Origin of the sequence: Maribacter dokdonensis DSW-8 (genome assembly GCF_001447995.1) — a bacterium.
GTDB lineage: Bacteria > Bacteroidota > Bacteroidia > Flavobacteriales > Flavobacteriaceae > Maribacter > Maribacter dokdonensis.
This window is the reverse complement of sequence record NZ_LDPE01000004.1, coordinates 65,161-82,067: the sequence shown is the minus strand read 5'-3', so window position 1 is coordinate 82,067 and position 16,907 is coordinate 65,161. Positions and strand designations below refer to the sequence as shown.

13 protein-coding genes are annotated in these 16,907 nt (G+C 37.3%); 2 read left to right on the top strand and 11 right to left on the bottom strand.

Going from position 1 to position 16,907, the window contains the following annotated elements:
* A complete protein-coding gene (locus I600_RS15205) occupies positions 1 to 336 on the top strand; it encodes an L-rhamnose mutarotase (protein WP_058105411.1) in 336 nt (111 codons plus the stop codon).
* Complete coding sequence (locus I600_RS15200; RefSeq protein ID WP_058105410.1) at positions 333 to 1,499, top strand: alpha-hydroxy acid oxidase; 1,167 nt, start codon at positions 333 to 335, stop codon at positions 1,497 to 1,499. The genes I600_RS15205 and I600_RS15200 overlap by 4 nt, the downstream gene beginning before the upstream one ends.
* 78 nt (positions 1,500 to 1,577) lie before the next feature.
* Here the strand turns inward: I600_RS15200 and I600_RS15195 are convergent, their stop codons facing one another.
* The 11 genes from I600_RS15195 to I600_RS15145 form a co-directional block, all read right to left on the bottom strand.
* Entirely contained in the window at positions 1,578 to 2,771 is a 1,194-nt protein-coding gene (locus tag I600_RS15195; protein ID WP_058105516.1) for a DUF4861 family protein, read from the bottom strand.
* Between the two features lie 4 nt (positions 2,772 to 2,775).
* Positions 2,776 to 3,570, bottom strand: a complete 795-nt coding sequence (locus tag I600_RS15190) for a gluconate 5-dehydrogenase (RefSeq protein ID WP_058105409.1) — start codon at positions 3,568 to 3,570, stop codon at positions 2,776 to 2,778.
* A gap of 4 nt (positions 3,571 to 3,574) precedes the next feature.
* Entirely contained in the window at positions 3,575 to 4,414 is an 840-nt protein-coding gene (kduI, locus tag I600_RS15185) for a 5-dehydro-4-deoxy-D-glucuronate isomerase (RefSeq protein WP_058105408.1), read from the bottom strand.
* 15 nt (positions 4,415 to 4,429) lie between these two features.
* A complete protein-coding gene (locus tag I600_RS15180; RefSeq protein WP_058105407.1) occupies positions 4,430 to 5,176 on the bottom strand; it encodes a DUF6250 domain-containing protein in 747 nt (248 codons plus the stop codon).
* A 130-nt stretch (positions 5,177 to 5,306) separates the two neighbouring features.
* Positions 5,307 to 7,160 carry an arylsulfatase gene (locus I600_RS15175; protein ID WP_058105515.1) on the bottom strand — a complete coding sequence of 618 codons (1,854 nt, stop codon included), beginning with the start codon at positions 7,158 to 7,160 and terminating at the stop codon, positions 5,307 to 5,309.
* Positions 7,161 to 7,194: 34 nt separating this feature from the next.
* Positions 7,195 to 8,637 (bottom strand): hypothetical protein, encoded by a 1,443-nt coding sequence (locus I600_RS15170; protein WP_058105406.1) that lies wholly within the window; start codon positions 8,635 to 8,637, stop codon positions 7,195 to 7,197.
* Positions 8,624 to 10,279 (bottom strand): sulfatase family protein, encoded by a 1,656-nt coding sequence (locus I600_RS15165; protein ID WP_058105405.1) that lies wholly within the window; start codon positions 10,277 to 10,279, stop codon positions 8,624 to 8,626. Before I600_RS15165 ends, I600_RS15170 begins: the two co-directional genes overlap by 14 nt.
* Positions 10,280 to 10,357: 78 nt before the next feature.
* Positions 10,358 to 11,893 carry a glycosyl hydrolase family 28 protein gene (locus I600_RS15160; RefSeq protein WP_058105404.1) on the bottom strand — a complete coding sequence of 512 codons (1,536 nt, stop codon included), beginning with the start codon at positions 11,891 to 11,893 and terminating at the stop codon, positions 10,358 to 10,360.
* 139 nt (positions 11,894 to 12,032) lie between these two features.
* The gene (locus I600_RS15155) at positions 12,033 to 13,472 is read right to left on the bottom strand and encodes a sulfatase (protein WP_058105403.1); all 1,440 of its coding nucleotides are present in this window, start codon (positions 13,470 to 13,472) and stop codon (positions 12,033 to 12,035) included.
* Between the two features lie 14 nt (positions 13,473 to 13,486).
* Positions 13,487 to 15,415, bottom strand: a complete 1,929-nt coding sequence (locus tag I600_RS15150) for a glycoside hydrolase family 97 protein (protein WP_082642992.1) — start codon at positions 15,413 to 15,415, stop codon at positions 13,487 to 13,489.
* 23 nt (positions 15,416 to 15,438) lie between these two features.
* Positions 15,439 to 16,902 (bottom strand): sulfatase-like hydrolase/transferase, encoded by a 1,464-nt coding sequence (locus tag I600_RS15145; RefSeq protein ID WP_209439203.1) that lies wholly within the window; start codon positions 16,900 to 16,902, stop codon positions 15,439 to 15,441.
* Positions 16,903 to 16,907 lie beyond the last annotated feature (5 nt).

Genomic DNA, 16,907 nt, shown 5'->3' with positions numbered 1-16,907 from the left:
ATGAAGAATCAAAAACATTGTTTTGCGTTAGATTTGAAGAACGATGAAACATTGATCAACGAATATATTGAGCACCATAAAAATGTGTGGCCAGAAATTATTGAAAGTATCAAAGGTTCTCACATTGAAAATTTAGATATTTATCTAGTAGAAAACAGGCTTTTCATGATTATGGAAACCAACCCCTTATTCTCATTTGACAAAAAGCAACAAGCTGATGAAAGAAATGTCAAAGTGCAAGAATGGGAAACTTTAATGTGGAAGTATCAACAAGCTATACCAAACTCAAAACCAGGAGAAAAATGGCGACTAATGAACAAAATATTTGAATTATGAGTAAAGCAAGAATTGCCATTAACAACAAATACCCTTCAGTTACCGATTTAAGAAACAAGGCGAAGAAAAAAATTCCAAAATTTGCTTTTGAATATTTGGATGGTGGTTGTAATGAAGATGTGAACCTCATTAAAAATACGAGCGATATCAGAAAAGTGGAATTAACGCCCAGCTATTTAAGTAAGCATACGGGATCCGATATGAAAACCGAACTTTTTGGGCATACATACGATGCTCCTTTTGGTATAGCACCAGTTGGTCTCCAAGGGCTCATGTGGCCCAATGCACCGGAAATTCTAGCTAAGGCCGCTTTTGAGCACAATGTACCCTTTGTTTTAAGTACGGTTTCTACAAGTAGTATTGAAAGAATTTCTGAAATTACCGAAGGTCAGGCATGGTTTCAATTATATCATCCGACCGAAAATAGATTACGCGATGATATGATCAACCGAGCTGCACAGGCAGAATGCCCGGTTCTAGTTATTTTATCAGATGTACCAACTTTTGGATTTAGACCAAGGGATATTAGAAATGGATTGGCTATGCCTCCAAAAATGAGCGTAAAGAATATTCTACAAATTTTAGGAAAACCAGAATGGGCAATGAAAACCCTAATTCATGGTCAGCCCAACTTTGAAACGCTTAAGCCTTATATGCCCAAAAACCTAGATTTAAAACAACTAGGAAAATTCATGGACCAAACTTTTACCGGTAGATTAAACGAGGAAAAAATTAAACCTATCCGCGATATGTGGAAAGGTAAATTGGTACTTAAAGGCGTGGCTTCTGAAATGGATACCGAAAAAGCCATACGACTGGGTATTGATGGTATTATTGTTTCCAACCACGGTGGCAGACAATTAGATGCAGGGGAATCTACTATAAGACCGTTGACTAGAATTGCAGAAAAATATAGCGACCAAATAAAAGTTATGATGGATAGCGGCTTACGCTCTGGTCCAGATATTGCCAGAACAATGGCTTCTGGGGCTGAATTCACCTTTTTAGGTCGTTCTTTTATGTACGGTGTAGCGGCATTGGGAAATGAAGGAGGAAATCATACGATTTCATTATTAAAGACCGAATTACAACAGGTAATGGAGCAAGTATGCTGTGAAAACACGAAAGATTTTCCAAATCATTTGATCAAGAAAATCAACTAATATAAAATGGATGATTGTTTTGCTATGAGTTCATATAACTCAACTATGGTGCAAACAATCATCCGTATAAGTAACCAACTACTTCACTTTAACTTCTAATGGTGCATTCACCTTTTGGGCAAATTCCTTTAAATAAGCGTTCCACTCTTCTTTGGTATTGAACTGTTTGCTTTTTTTCCATCCAAATCCGGTATAATAAACCGCTTCGCCATTTATCACTTTAACTTGTGCATACAAATTACTTAGATCTTTGGTATTGGTCACATATTTATCATATCCCAACATAGCGTTGGAAGGAACTACGACACCCGTTCCTAATTCAGAGCCAAAATATGGTTCCCAATAACTGACCCAACCTTGTTCTACCTCAGCAGCAATTTCCCCATCTTTTTCATGAAGTGTAAGGCCAACGGAAATGGTTTCCGAGCCGTTGACTTCAACTCTGTATTTAGACAGGTTACTTCCACGATCCAAAGAAATAAACTTCTTTTCCTCTATGGTTTTATCTCCTGCCTTCCATGGTGCGTACGTAATCCAAAAACTAGTTCTGAGTGGCCCGGTTTCAATAGTTTTATAATCTGTAAAATTTCTTGAAAATTGATATGTAGTGTCCACCTTGACAGCAATACCACCTACTCCTCTGCTGGTGCCAACATGAAAATTATCTAAACCCTCGCCGTCATCTTCATGGTAAGTGCCTTCAGTTTCCAATTCTTTCTTGTACCATTTATTGATTATTGGATAATCCACCCTTTTTAACCACGCATCCATACCACTGGATAATGTTCCTCCGGGTATACTGTCCTCTATCATTTTTTGCGCCACAGGACCATAGGTTCTAAATGCTACCCTATCATTTTCCCAAGCATAATCATCGGTTCGCTCCGGAACAAATCTTGAATAACATGTTGGAATATCTTCTGACCCTGCTACAGCATCCTTAAGTGTGATGTTAAAAGTTTTACTTGAATTTGCCGCTATTTCCGGTTGAATCAGAAGAACATCTGCCGCGCCATCTCCATCAACATCGCTTAGTTGCGAAACTAATTCAGTTCCACTATCTACTTCACTGACCTTGTAAGATTTCCCCGTGACCAATTTTAAAGATTCGTCAGATTGTAAAAGTGCCAAATCAATTTCAACGGTTTCCAATGAACGATCAATATTCAAATGATTTACAACTTCAATTTCTAACGGTTTTTCACCTGTACAGCCTATTAAAAATAAGGTAATTACTGCTGCACAATACTTTAAATGGATCTGGTTAATCATAATTTTAGTTTTCATTACTTGGTTTACCAATGGTTGCCAAAATACCACCATCTACATACAAAATATGTCCGTTTACGAAATCGCTCGCCTTAGACGATAAAAATACCGCTGCACCTGCCAAATCATCTGGGTCTCCCCATTTTGCTGCCGGTGTCCTATTTACAATAAATTCGTTGAAAGGGTGACCATCTACACGTATAGGCGCGGTTTGACTGGTTGCAAAATACCCTGGTCCTATACCATTGACCTGTATGTTATGTTTAGCCCATTCTGTAGCCATATTTTGGGTCAACATTTTTAATCCGCCTTTTGCCGCCGCGTAAGCACCTACGGTATTTCTACCCAATTCACTCATCATTGAGCAAATATTAATAATCTTACCTTGCTTTCTGGCTATCATGGTTTTCACCACATGTTTAGATACTATAAACGGACTCACTAAATCAACATTGATAACTTCTTTAAAGTCCTCAACTTCCATTTCTTCTAGAGGTGTTCTTTTAATGATTCCTGCATTATTCACAAGAATATCAATGGTGCCAACTGAAGCTTGAATATCGTTAATAGCTTTTTCAACCGCTTTTTCATCGGTTACATTAAACTTGAATCCGTACGCATCTATACCCAATGATTTATAAAATGCAACGGCATCATCAATTTTAGTTTGCGATGAATTACCGTTAACGATCAACTTTGCACCTGCAAGTCCCAATCCTTTTGCCATTGCCATACCTAGACCATGGGTGCTACCGGTTACCAATGCCACTTTTCCTTTTAAACTAAATAATTCTGTAGACATAATTTTACTTTAATTCTGTTATTGCAGCAACATCCATATCACTGTAATCTAAATTCTCACCTGCCATACCCCAGATAAAGGTGTAATTTGAAGTTCCTGACCCACAATGTATAGACCATGGTGGTGAAATTACCGCTTGGTGGTTATGCATCCATATATGTCTTGTTTCTTGGGGTTGGCCCATAAAATGACAAACTGCTTGACCTTCTGGCACATCTAGATAAAAATATACCTCCATTCTACGATCGTGCACGTGTGCCGGCATAGTGTTCCAAACACTACCGGTCTTTAACTTGGTCATACCCATTTGTAACTGACAAGTAGTAACCACACCACCAATGATCATTTGACTAACCGTTCTATGGTTTGCAGTTTCCAAAGACCCCAGCTCCAATTTATTCGCCTCTTCCAAGCTTACTTTTTTAGTTGGAAAATTGGTATGTGCCGGTGCTGAATTGATATAAAACTTAGCCGGTTTATTAGGGTCATCACTTTTAAAAATGACATCTTTTGCCCCCATGCCAATATAGAGCGCGTCTTTATGACCAAGACTATAATTTTCACCGTCTACTTCAACGGCTCCTGAATCACCTACATTGATGATACCCATTTCTCTTCTCTCCAAGAAAAACGCTGCCTTTAAAGGATCAATAGTTTCTAGTTTCAAATTAGATTTTGGCACTGCAGAACCAGCAATATAGCGATCGTAATGGGTGTAGGTTAAATTGATCTCGCCCTCTTTCATAAGGTCATTGATCAAAAACTCGTCCCTTAAAGCGGTTGTGTCATATTTCTTAACTGCCTCTGGGCTAGAAGCGTATCTTGTATTATAGGTTGTAGACATTTAATTATATATTTATTATTGTTTTAATCTGTATACTTTAAAGTTATCAATTGTCATATGATTGTTCACCGTTCTGAACCCAAAATATCCACTGGTATAAGGATCATCATCATTTAGATCGATCATTTTGACTCCATTTCTGTAATATTGAATAACATTGTCATACGCAATGATTTTAATATGATACGTGGTATTGGGCTCTAACAAAAACTCCTGTTTAGAAAAATCATGTGCCGCCAATAACGGTCTTTCTCCATTACCTACATATCTTCTAAATCTGGTTTTGGTATTGTCATGACCACCTACGCCCATATAATACAGCCGTAGACTATCATAATTTGTAAACTTACCGTGTCTTTTGGCTGAATTTTCAAATAAGTTATTAGGATGTTCTACATCTTTCGCCATCCAAAAACAGTTCATATCAGAAACCCGGTCGTTTTCACCTCCGTCAGATATGATATAGGCATCGTATTCGATCATTATTGGTCCGGATAGTTCTTTTTTAAACCAAATTGTACAACCTGCGACATCATCAATTTCAAGCTTTTCATCTTTGATTTTAGCTATTCCCCCAGGCATCTGCTCCACCTGCCAAGTACTTAGGTCTCCACTAAAATTTTCCTCATATAAAAGTGTAGATCGCACTTCTAAAGAATCATTCAAGACCATTACTTTAGCCGTTTGGGCACAGCCATAATTAAACAGAAAGGTCATTAACACCAATGCTGTGAAATTAAAATTTTGATCGTGTTTACTCATAACCTGTTTAAGTTGCCTAATGACCTTATGCAATATGAAAAAATAATTCCCATATACTTATAACTCATGATTCATTATCGATAAATTATGAATCACAATATATTTAACCCTTAAAAATCAATCAATTAACCTATTCAATTTTTTCTAGGCTTACAAAATATGCACCAAGTGTTTCATTGTTATCCAATGTAAACCATGTTTGCAGTTCAGCTTCCCCCTCGGTTAAATCCACCTTAAATTCTGCATATTCCTGAGTAGGATCCACTTTAATTTCACTATCCAAATGCTGCACTTTTAACCTCGCTTTGGTAACTGGTAAAGATTTACCGGGTTTACTTGCAGAAACACTGGTCCCTTCTTTTGCTGGTCTAATAGGTGCCTCTGCATTTAAAGCCAACTGTGTTTCTTCTGGCCATCTACGTAGTTTTACTGAATATGTACCTGGCTGGTCTACATGTATTGCCCAATAACCATTATCCCTATAACCCGTTCTTATATGCCTTTGGTGCCAAGGGCTATCCCCTTCTGTATGCCAATCATGACAATACAATTTGGTAGGATTTTCCTTTTCATGGCCAACATAAATTCTTGGAAGATCATTATACGTTGGAAGCAAATCTTGCCACCATTCATCATATGCATCCTTAAATTGTTTCATTTTTTCAGGATGCATAGAGGCTATATTCTCTCGCTGTTCTGGATCAGTTTCTAAATTATAAAGCTCGGTACTATCTACCAATCGCCATTTACCTTGCATTAAGGATGTTCTACGCCATGGCTCAGGATTCTCAGTACGCTGAGAATTGGTAATTACAATACGTTCTTTAAAATCATTGCTTTCCCCTTTGATTAAGGGCAGCAAACTCTTTCCGTCAAAAGAAATATCATCATCCACCTCTAAACCACACATTTCTACCAAAGTTGGCAATACATCAAAATGAGCGGTCAACTCGTTAATATCCTTGCCAACGGTAATTCCTCCATTCTTCCAATGGATAAATAGTGGCACACGGTGACCACCCTCGTATTTACTTGCTTTCACCCCACGCATACCTGCATTGAAACCTTTCTTAATAAAGCCGTCTAATCGGTGTCCATCTGTATTGGCTCCTTGTGCGGTACCGTTATCGGTGGTGAAGATAAGTATGGTATTATCCATCAATTCTGAGGTTTCCAGATAGTCAACCAACTTACCTATATTTTCATCTATATTGGCGATCATACCATAAAAAGCTGGTAACGGAATGGCGTCATTATCCTTGTATGGTGCTATATACTTATCAGCCACAAAATATGGTGAATGCGCAGTATTGGTAGGTAGGTAACAAAAGAAAGGTTTATCCTTATTTTTTTCAATATGCTTAATTGCCTCATTGAACCAAATATCTGTACTGTACCCTTCAAATCTTTTCAATTCCCCATTATGTATGTACATGTCATCAAAATAATCGTTATCCCAATAATCCATAGTTTGTTCCATACCGCCACCGCCGTGAGACAATACCTCATCAAAACCATTATCCTCTGGCCTAAACGGATAGTTATCCCCTAAATGCCATTTACCAAAAATTGAAGTGGAATAGCCGTTCTCCTTAAATATTTCGGCCATGGTCGTTTCTCGTTCCAATAATAAAGACCTACCGTTAATGGTATGCCAAACTCCCGTTCTATTTGCATTATGCCCGGTTAAAAGTGCTGCCCTTGTTGGCGCACATGTAGGATTTACATGATAATCCGTAAATCTGGCACTTGTAGCGTGCAGCTTATCTATATTAGGCGTTTTTATATATGGGTTACCCAAAGCCGCGATATCACCATAACCTTGATCATCTACCAATATCAATATTACATTAGGCTTTTTTTCAACGGTGGAGACCGAATCTTTCTCCTCTTCACAAGATGCGCATAGTATGGTCATAGCCCCAAAAAGGACTAAGGATATTTTATGAAACTTGAATACCGATAGATTTGATTTTAAAAACATAGATATATTATAATTCTTGTGCGTTAATTGTATTCTAATCTTGAAAAATTGATTTATAAGAAAGGTGATTATTTTGCCCTTCATCTATAACCTTACCCGCAGATACTCCCTTAATACCATTGCTATCTTCATCGAGAACAACCGGATACGCTGTTAAATTATGAAGTAAAATATGCGATGCGGTATAATTTTCATCTGATTTTAGTAGGCCTATCGTTTTGTTATCACCACCAATTTGAATTTTTAAATTCTGATCAGGATCAGGGATAGCACTCCTAAGGGTAATTTTATGATTGCTTCCTATAATGATGGCTGCATGACCACTACCGTTATAGGACTCCCCTTCATACGGTAGCAAGGTTATATCTGCATTTGTACCACTGTCTGTAATATAATCTACCCCAAGCGCTGGACCATATTGGGTATCTGCATAACAATCTACAATATCTCCCGTGCCAATGCAAAAACCTCTTTCACAACCAATAGTTGTAGTTCCCGACACATACTTTTTACCTGTTGCATGGGTCAGCGTTACACCTGCCCTCATATTCTTTACCGTGCAATTAATGATCGTTGGGTTAGAAGTCCCACGGTTATACTCCACACCATTAATTATAGTTTCCCCTCCATTATATGCTCTTATACCTCCTTCGCCAAGGCTCATCATATAACCGGGTGGCAACTTATACCCAAAATATGTCATGAAACCTGCTTTATCTCCATCTGTACCCGTTCCGGTTTCGGCAAGCATATCATCTGTTGATCGCATGGTACCTTCTATATAACAACCTTCAATTAACGGTTCATCTGCCGCCTGCATAAACAAGGCATGTCCATAAGATCGGTGAATTATTGTACAGTTTTTCACATGATTCTTATAACCCCGAACCAAAAAGGCAGAATGCTTAAAATGAGGGATTACATTTTTGCCTCCTTTTCCAAACGTTTCTCCATAACCATACGGGTAAGATCCTTTGGTACTTAAATGTAGACCTTCTATTCTGTTGCTAGCTCCATCCATAACCACATTACAAGCCCTTCTAGTTGGATGGTCATGCACAGATCCTACATCTGCCAGGGTTAAATTCTTTATAACATTGTTATTACCCGTTATTTGAAGTTCATAAAATTCACGATAGTTCTTAAATGCCGTAAGAACCTTTGTTTCTACATTTATAATCACATCCGTAAAATCATAAGTACTATTATTGCCACTAAACAACAATAGCACCAATGCATTATGATCATCAATATTTGTGTGAGACTTAAACGTGCCATTTTCTATATCTTTTACCGTGATATTATATACACCTTTCTTTACAACTACATTGACACTATCTTGCGCTAAATAGGGTACCAAAGCTGCCAATGAAGCAACTTCGGTTTGCGCAGATAAAGACGTACTACAAATCAAAAAATGAACAACAACTAAGGTTTTTATTACAATACTTTTATCTATTTTTTTACCAAAAATCATTTTCCTTTTCTGTTTTCATGTTGTTATAAATCTCTATATACTTCTGATCCAATTCAGATGAATCTCCATATTTTACCCGGAGCTCATCTAACTTTGTTTTCATTTCTTTGACTACTGATGCATACGCTGGGTCATTAAAAACGTTGTTGAGCTCTTGAGGATCTTTTAATCTATCATACAATTCCCATTCATCAACATCATAATAAAAATGGATCAGCTTATATTCTTTGGTCACAATACCATAGTGACGTTTTACCATATGTACACTAGGGTATTCATAATACTGGTAATACACCGCATCTCTATCCCATTTTTCCTTTTCTCCCGTTAGTAAGGGCATTAAGCTCTCCCCTTGCATATCCGTTGGTACAGGAATATTGGCGGCTTCAAGTAAGGTGGGTGCAAAATCCAGGTTTTGTACCATTTCATTTTCTTTACTACCAGGGGTAATTTTATTGGGCCAACGAACCAATAACGGTGTCTTAAAAGACTCATCATAGATAAATCTTTTATCGAACCAGCCATGCTCACCTAAATAAAACCCTTGGTCAGAAGTATAAATAACTATTGTATTTTCTGCCAATCCGCTTTCATCCAAATAATCCAAAACACGACCCACATTATCATCTACAGATGAAATACAGGCTAAATAATCTTGCATGTAGCGTTGATACTTCCATCGCATTTTTTCCTGCTCGGTCATGTTTGGCCAATTTGCTTTAAAATCAGCATTTATTTTGTCTAAAACTACATCGTATTTCGCTTTTTGAGCTGCATTTGCCCTGCCATAAGGACCATAAAAACCATTCTCGAATTCCTCAACTTTTGGTGATACCTTATCACCCATTTCTTGAAGAAGTTCTGGTCTAATTTTACTATCATGACTATACATCATATGGGTCAATAGATTCATTTCCGCCGTTTTTGCAGCGGTGCCTCTATTCTTATAATCATCAAAAAGGGTTTCAGGTTCTGGAAATTCCTTATTCGTAAATTCCGCAAACTTTTCCGGACTTGGCCACCAAGGTCTATGTGGTGCCTTGTGCATGTACATCATCATAAACGGCTTTTCCTTGTTGCGCTTTTCTTGCAACCAACCCAATGTTAAATCGGTAATGATATCCGTAACATAACCAGTAATGGTCGTAGTATCCCCTTTGGTATCTATAAAATCCGGATTCAGATAAAATCCCTGATCTGGTAATATCATAGACTCGTCTACACCTTTTGGATTATTCCCAAAATGTAACTTTCCAAACATGGCTGTTTCATACCCGTTTTCTTGAAAAATCTGAGGAAAAGTAACCTGTGTAGTATCAAAGGGCATTAAATTATCTATTTTACCATTGATATGGGTATGCTTTCCTGTTAATATAGTTGCCCTTGATGGCGCACAAATTGAATTGGTAACACTGGCATTGGTAAACAACATACCTTCTTTTGCCAACCGATCTATATTTGGTGTTTGTATCAATTTACTGTCATACGCACTTATAGCTTGGTACGCGTGATCATCTGACATGATGAACAAAATATTTGGTCGTTTTCTTGGTGCTTCTTCTTTATTTTCAGCACACGAGAAGAACATCATTAGTACCGCAATTACGCATAAATGATTGCCAAATGGCTTTATCTGTTTCATATATTCTTTTTTCTTACACCTTAAAATTGCTCTATTTTCCTAAGAATGATTGTTAGCTTTATCTGGATTGTTGCTTATTTATTTCTTGACCTCAACATCTTTAACAAAGTCATTGATGATTACATTTTCAACTTGAATTTTTTTACCGTCTAGAATTACATTGTCAAAAACTACCCCTTCAACAATGTGATCTTTATCATAACCGATCAATTCCATACTTGCATGATCTTTAATGCTATAAGGTTTCCAATCTGGTCCATCTTGAAACCCTGTTAACGTGGTATCTATTGGCGCGGAAGTTGCCGTAATATTTTTGAAGGTTACATTTTTAATATGTCCGCGTTCCATGGTTTCCGTCCAGCGTGTTTTTCCTATCCAACAGGAAATCAACCTTCGGGCTTCCTCAATTCTGATATTATCAAAAGTGACATCGCTTATTACCGCATCATCACAATGATATACCCTTAACGCTGTCTCCCTACCTACGTCATGTATAACATCACTATCTTCAAAAAGTACGTTACTGATATTTTCATGAACCTCTGCCCCTATACTAAAAGCATGGGCTAGCTCATTCCAAACCACACACTTTCTTGTGTGAACGTTTTTTACCTCTCCATATCCGCCAAAGGACTTTATCACTACAGCATCATCAAACGTTCTCATAAAGCAATTCTCTACCAAAACATCTCTACTACTGGTAATATCAACACCATCTGCATTACCACGCCAACCTATAATTTTTATATTATCAACATGAATATTATCACTACTTTGAATAGGAATGGTCCAATGACTGGGGTCAAAAATTGTTATACCTTCAATTTTTACGTTTTCTGCTTTAAGCGCCAAAATAGTGTATCGTCTTTCTTTTTTTGGAATGCCACTTTGATCAATTATGCCACGACCTTTTATACTAACATTTTTTCCTTCTAAAATAAATGTTGGTTTTTTTCTTAATTGCCCTCTAATTTCAATTTCTTCCTCTATTTCCGGAACCACACAATTTATATAGGCTCCACCTGCAACATACAAGGTCTGCCCATCAGTGACTGTTATTTGTGATACATTATGAATTCCCGGTCCAAAATAAATGACATTAGGATCATTGGGATCGGGTATATTTTCTTCAAAAGGATTGGCTAGAATATGTAAAGATTCATGCCACTCTCCATTAATTTCAATAGTTACATGACCGGGTTCATCTAATTGAAAATCAACGCTATTTCCTTTAAAATTCGGTTTTATGTTATACGACGAGGGCAAAATCTTTACCGATTCCACTTTTTCATGATATGCAATAGAAACTGATGCACTCCCCTTCATATCAAAAGAAGCAATAGATGCTTTACCGAACTCACCCCGTAAAGGGTCCAACCTTGGTATGGGCTTAGACGGTGGTATTTTAGTAGAGTAAATAGGAACATCTAAGCCATTTACCGCTACCTTATATGTTTTAGCTAATTGTATTCCATTTGGTGCAGGATATACCTTAACCTGTGCTACCAAAACCGAACCAAACAAAATAATAGGTAACCATATATTTCGCCGTAACATTTTACAGCATAATGCCATTTTTTGTTCAATAGCCATTAAAGACAAAATACCTACCATTTTTTCTGTATTGATAATTGTCCACTAATATCAATTCTTTGAACTTATAAGGCTATAAATCTATGCTCCATGTATATAAATTATATTGCAAAGTGATGATAACCTATAGCTATACACTTACTTACCAATGGGCTATATATCAATCAGCGAAAACAAAAGCTTTTATTCCCATTTTGGCAGTGATCAATTTTTTTAAATGCCGTACGGTCTCTGGATGATTCTCTGCGATATTGAGCACTTCACCCTCCGGTGTATTATGGTCATACAATTCTACTTCGCCGCTTTTATGCTGAACCAATCTGTATTGATCTGTTCGTATGGTAGTGGCATGTGCCTTAATTGCCACAGCTTCATGACCACTTGCCTTGGCATCTTTTAAAATGGGTATTAAAGATAATCCTTTGGTAAAATTAGGAACGGGCAAATCCGTTAATTCGCATAATGTTGGAAAGACATCGACCGATTCTACAATGGCATTACTTTTTTGACCTTTCCCAGTCATGGAAGGGTCATAAATGATTAACGGCGATCTTAAAGATTCTTCAAATAAGCTATGTTTGCCCCAGATTGCATGTTCTCCCAAATGCCAACCATGATCTCCCCATAAAACCACTATCGTATTTTTATCCGCACCCGTTTGCCTTAACTTTTTAATGATATCACCCACATGCTTATCGGCATAACTAACGCACGCGGCGTAATACCTTTTAAGCCGTAAAGCGAATTCCTTATCAATATTAGGATCCTTATCCCATCTATTATAATTCATGAACTCTGCCGAGCCATGCCATGTAGTTTTCCCTTTTGGTTTATTGGTATGTGGTGATACAGGAATTTCAACGTCATCATAATACTTTAAATAGTGTTCAGGAACTCCAAAAGGAAGGTGTGGTTTTATGAGCCCTATTGCCAAAAAGAAGGGTTTTTCATTTTTAGACAATAAATCAAGCTGCCGCAAACCTTCTTCTGCAATATGACCGTCTGGATAACTTTTATCATCACCATTAACCGTTTCAATGATATCTCTATTATTTGGTGTACGCACTTTACCATTCGCCAATCCATGCATTGCTCCCTTGGGTGTTTCCCATTCTGCAACGGGCATAATATGCTTATCCCAAGCATTAGGTATTTCAGGTACTTGATCATCATTCCAAAGTGTACCTCCTCTACCACCGGGATGATGAGAAACTTTACCTACAGATACCGTGGTATACCCATTTTTGCGGAACCATTCTGGCATACTTGGAGAAATAGCATTAGAATCTTCAGATAGTTCTTCTGCCCTTTTGAATAAAGATTGATTAGCATCACCCCTATACTGCAATCCATATCGTCCTGTTAAAAACGCATAACGCGATGGGCCGCAACTGGGGGCATTTACATAGTGCCTTGTAAACGCCCTACCCTTATTTACTAAGCTATCTATGTTAGGGGAATGTATATATGATGCACCAAAAGATTTTAATTCCGGTCTTAAATCATCTATACAGATAACAAGCACATTTTTTTGTTGGCCCATGAGAAGATAACCTCCAAAAAATAGCAAAGCAACAACCAATATTACTCTATTGTTCATAATGGTTTTAAAAACTAATTGATTTTTTCTAGATGTAATACGTGACCTCCACCTGGTGCCATTCTAATTTTTAAATTACTTTCCTTTGTTAACTCAGTAATGCTTATGGTGTATGATTCCTTATTTTCTAAAAAGTGAGAATCACTTGTATCTTCATAAAATGTAGCTTTGTATTTTTCACCTTCGTCAAGAAAGTCTAACGGTAAATTAATCTCCCTACCTTCCCGATTGGTAAGAGAACCTACAAACCAATTTTCGCCTGCTTTTCTAGCAATACTGACAAACTCGTCAATTTCACCATCCAAGACTTTAAAGCCATTGAATTGTGCCGGCATTTGTCTAATGGCATTGAATAGATCTTCTTTAGCCATATATGCTTCGGGACTGTCTGGCAGCACCATCCAGCCGGTATGTACCGCAATTAGCTTTGCCACTTCTGCAACCACAGTTCCAGGTAATTGTTGAAATACCTTATCACGCTTATGGGCCTCGTTTAAATCAAAATATCCATTGGTCAAATCCAATGGTCCTGAAATCAAATTAATTAAGGTGGCATTTACGGCAGTTTCAGGATAGTATGATCTTTTGGCATCCGCCTGAGCGTGGCCATATTCTTTAGACATTAAATTAGGCCACGTTCTATAATCACCGCTAGGTGTCACAGGACTGTCATGAAAGTTTACCATCAATTTGTATTTGGCACACAATTGAACAACCTCTTGGGTATGTATAACTTTCTGTTTGGGGGTTCCTTTCATAAAACCATATTTAATACCAACGGCACCCCATTCTGCAAACTGCTTAATAACATTTTCCAATCCATAAGTTTTGGCTCCAACATCGTTCAAATACAATATGATACCTACATTGTTCTTTTTACCATAAGCGATACATTCTTCAATATCAATGTCGCTTTTAGACGTGGTAGGATCAGATGATTCATTAAATTCTGAGCCATACCAATCTGCATCTATCAATAAATATTGTATATTATTTTGACTGGCAAAATCAATCATTCGTTTATGGGATACGGTATTACCACCATACACAAAACCATCTTTTGTAGTATAACCCCACACACGCCAATCCCAAAGTGCTTTACCCGGTTTAATCCATGAGCTATCTTCTATTTTATTGGGTTCATTAAGATTTACCAAAAGGTCTGATGAAACCAAGCTTCCAGCCTTGTCACCAATAATAAAAGTTCTCCATGAAGTTTCAAATCCAGAACTAACGCTTATTGGTTTATTATTTATGGATAACACGCCACTCTTGTTTGATACATTAAAAGAAAAGGGCGCCGTGTTCTTAATAGCACCTTCCAACGCCGAAATGTATTTACCCGTATTGGTTTTAATTACCATAGGTGTCTTTACTTTTTCACGTGAACCTTCGGCACTACTAATAGGACCTAAATTATGGCGCTCCCCATTATATGACCAATAGGTGTATTCTTGTTGAATATTCAACTTGGTCAATTCTTGTTGAATGGTTAAACTATCTCCTAAGATTTTCGGAAAATGGTATCTAAATGCGAATCCGTCATTATACATTCTAAACTGAATGTTATAACCCACATTATTATTGGTATTTGAAACAACCTTACATGTGTACTCATTATAGCTATTCTTTACGGTCGGTTGCTTTCCATTTACAGTAGACCAAGTATTATCATAAGTCTTATAAGTTACTTCGCTAATATCTACATTTTGGGTTAAATCAATCTCCCCTAATTCTAGCCCTATTGTAGAAGAGGACAAAATTGTATCTGTGTCATGTACTACTATGAAATGTAGTTTAGACTCGGTGATGGCGAGTTGTCCTTTCAAGTTAGTATTTGGAGAAACAAGTAAATGTTCTACTTGACTTTCACAGCCTGATAAAAAGACAACCACACCAATTACTCCAAAAAATATACTTTTAGGACTCCAATATTTCATCATTTACTATTATTAAACGATTTAAATTATTTAGAATCATTTCTCCATATATGACTACCTTCTAGCAACTTACCGTACTCCGCATGAAGTAATTTTTTCATTTCCGTAAATTTTTCGGGCTTTGTTTCTACTAGATTTACGGACTCCATTTTGTCCTCAATTAAATTGTATAACTCATAATCGGTTAGTTCACTTTCTTTGATCAAAGCTACATTACCGTCGTATACGTTCATTATCTGTGGAAGATATTCACCGTTGTTTTTTAAACGTGCCAATATTTTATAATCACCATATCTCATAGCAACTTTATGTTGGTTTAAGGCATTGTAAAAACCCCAAACCAATGGTTTCTTTCTTTCAAATTTCCCTGTTTTAATCAGGGATAAAAAGGATTCACCATCTAACTCTTTATTTGGTAATTTGGCTCCGGTAAGCTCTGATAATGTAGGCAGAAAATCCAATGCGGATACAACAGCATCCGTAGTACCAGTATACATAGGTTTTCCTATCCAATTCACAATACCAGGAACACGAATACCTGCCTCTGTGGTCCATAATTTTCTCCCTTTTAAACCACCAGTTCGCCCAAAGGTTCTTTTTGCGCCAGGGTAACGTGTAAATGTTTCCGGTCCGTTATCAGAAGTAAAAATGACCAAGGTGTTTTCTGTTCCTTTTTCTTCCAAATATGCCAATAACCTGCCCACAGCCTTATCTACATTGGCAACATTTGCAAAAAACTCGGCTTCAGCAAGACCATTGGAATATGGCAAATATTCCTGTACTAAATCTTCTGGTGAAGCTACCGGTTCATGAGGTTCATGAAACGTTACCTGTAAATAAAATGGATGATCTCCTTTTCTATTATCCAACCAGCTCATAGCTTCATCTACCACCAACTGACAACTGAACCCTTCTTGCTGACCAACCTTCTCTCCGTTTCTTACAAAATTCTTTGGATTTTTATGACTTGGCGAAGCATTGTTATGGGTAGCGTACCAATGGTCGAATCCGAAATAATCTGGTTGTGGTTGTGCAGGATTATTAAATAAAGAACTACAGTGCCATTTACCAACCAAAGCAGTTTCATAACCTACGGTTTTTAACATTGCCGGTATGGTTTCCTCACCTTCTTGCAAGTGGACCTTATCCCTTAAATCCTCACTTTTCTTAGGACCCGGTATAAAATCGTACACCCCTGCCCTATTGGGACTACGCCCCGTCAACAACCCTACACGGGAAGGTGAACAAACCGGTGCTGCAGCATAGTAATTTGTCATTCTAATGCCTGTTGCCGCCAACTTATCAATATTCGGAGTTTTTATGAAAGGATGCCCATAAGATGATAGATCTCCATACCCTAGATCATCACAAAGAAAAATAATGATATTAGGCTGTTCCGTTGTTTTAGCTTGTTGCGCCCAACTCATTAATACGCTAAAAAATAGTAGCGTTAAAATTGTAATATTACGTGTGTTTTTTAAAATCATCATGTATA